This is a genomic window from Vibrio sp. 2134-1, assembly GCF_033339495.1.
On sequence record NZ_JAWOUS010000734.1, the window covers coordinates 1 to 576 of the forward strand.

Here is a 576-nt window from a genome sequence, read left to right on the forward strand (position 1 = left end):
GTGCGCGCAACTTACTTAGCACCAACTTGTCAGCTAATGCGTGTGCTTTGCGCAGCATCATCGAAGGTTTGCGTTTTTCTTGATGGCAAAGTGCCATTTTCGCGCCCATGTTCACCGCCCAAGTAAACATGATCTTGCGATGAATCGGTGCTCGAGACACTTTCTCGTGAATCGCTGAGAAAATCTTTTCGTAGAAACGAGGAACCGCACACATCACGGTTGGACGCACTTCACTTAATGCATCGCGCACCTGCATGGTGTCTTGCAAGTAACAGTTCGTCGCACCTTTGTATAATACGTAGAATGTCCAAGCGCGTTCAAATACGTGTGAAAGCGGAAGGAAACACAAAGAAACATCATCTTGAGATAAGCTCAAGCGTTGGTCGTGACCTTCTAGCTGCGCTGCGATGTTGCCATAATCCAACATCACGCCCTTAGGTTGACCCGTTGTACCTGAGGTGTAGATCAGCGTAAGCAAATCATCAACTTTCGCTTGTTCCAAACGCTCATCAAGTTCAGCTTGATGGCTTGTATCGCCTTTTGCGACAAAGTCTTTCCAAGAGATAGCAAAGTCAT

1 protein-coding gene is annotated in these 576 nt (G+C 47.0%); it reads right to left on the reverse strand.

Annotated features, from left to right (window positions below; translation table 11 throughout):
* Positions 1 to 576 (reverse strand): AMP-binding protein (locus R7R78_RS28245; protein ID WP_225474867.1); only part of this gene is annotated, 576 nt, incomplete at both ends.